Annotated in this window: 1 protein-coding gene; it reads left to right on the forward strand. The window is 62.9% G+C overall.

Annotated elements, in window-relative coordinates; genetic code table 11:
- Positions 1–251 (forward strand): solute carrier family 23 protein (locus R0J88_RS22110; RefSeq protein ID WP_410901189.1); only part of this gene is annotated, 251 nt, incomplete at both ends.

The following is a 251-nucleotide window of genomic DNA, read 5'->3' on the forward strand; positions in this document are numbered from 1 at the left end:
CGTTTGCCTTCATTGCGCCCATCCAGAGCTCGGTCGCGAACTTCGGCATTCCTGCCACCATGGGCGGTTTGTGTGGCGCGGGCCGGGTCTATGGGCTGCTGGCGCAATGCATTCGCCTCAAGGGGGTCGGCATCGTGCATCGTCTGCTGCCGGCAGTCGTGGTCGGTCAGGTGATCATGGTCATCGGTCTGGCACTGGCACCGACGGCGGTGCAGATGGCCACCGGCGAATTCAGCAACAACATCTCGCAT

This window comes from Pseudoalteromonas sp. SIMBA_162, assembly GCF_046535955.1.
GTDB lineage: Bacteria > Pseudomonadota > Gammaproteobacteria > Enterobacterales > Alteromonadaceae > Pseudoalteromonas > Pseudoalteromonas marina.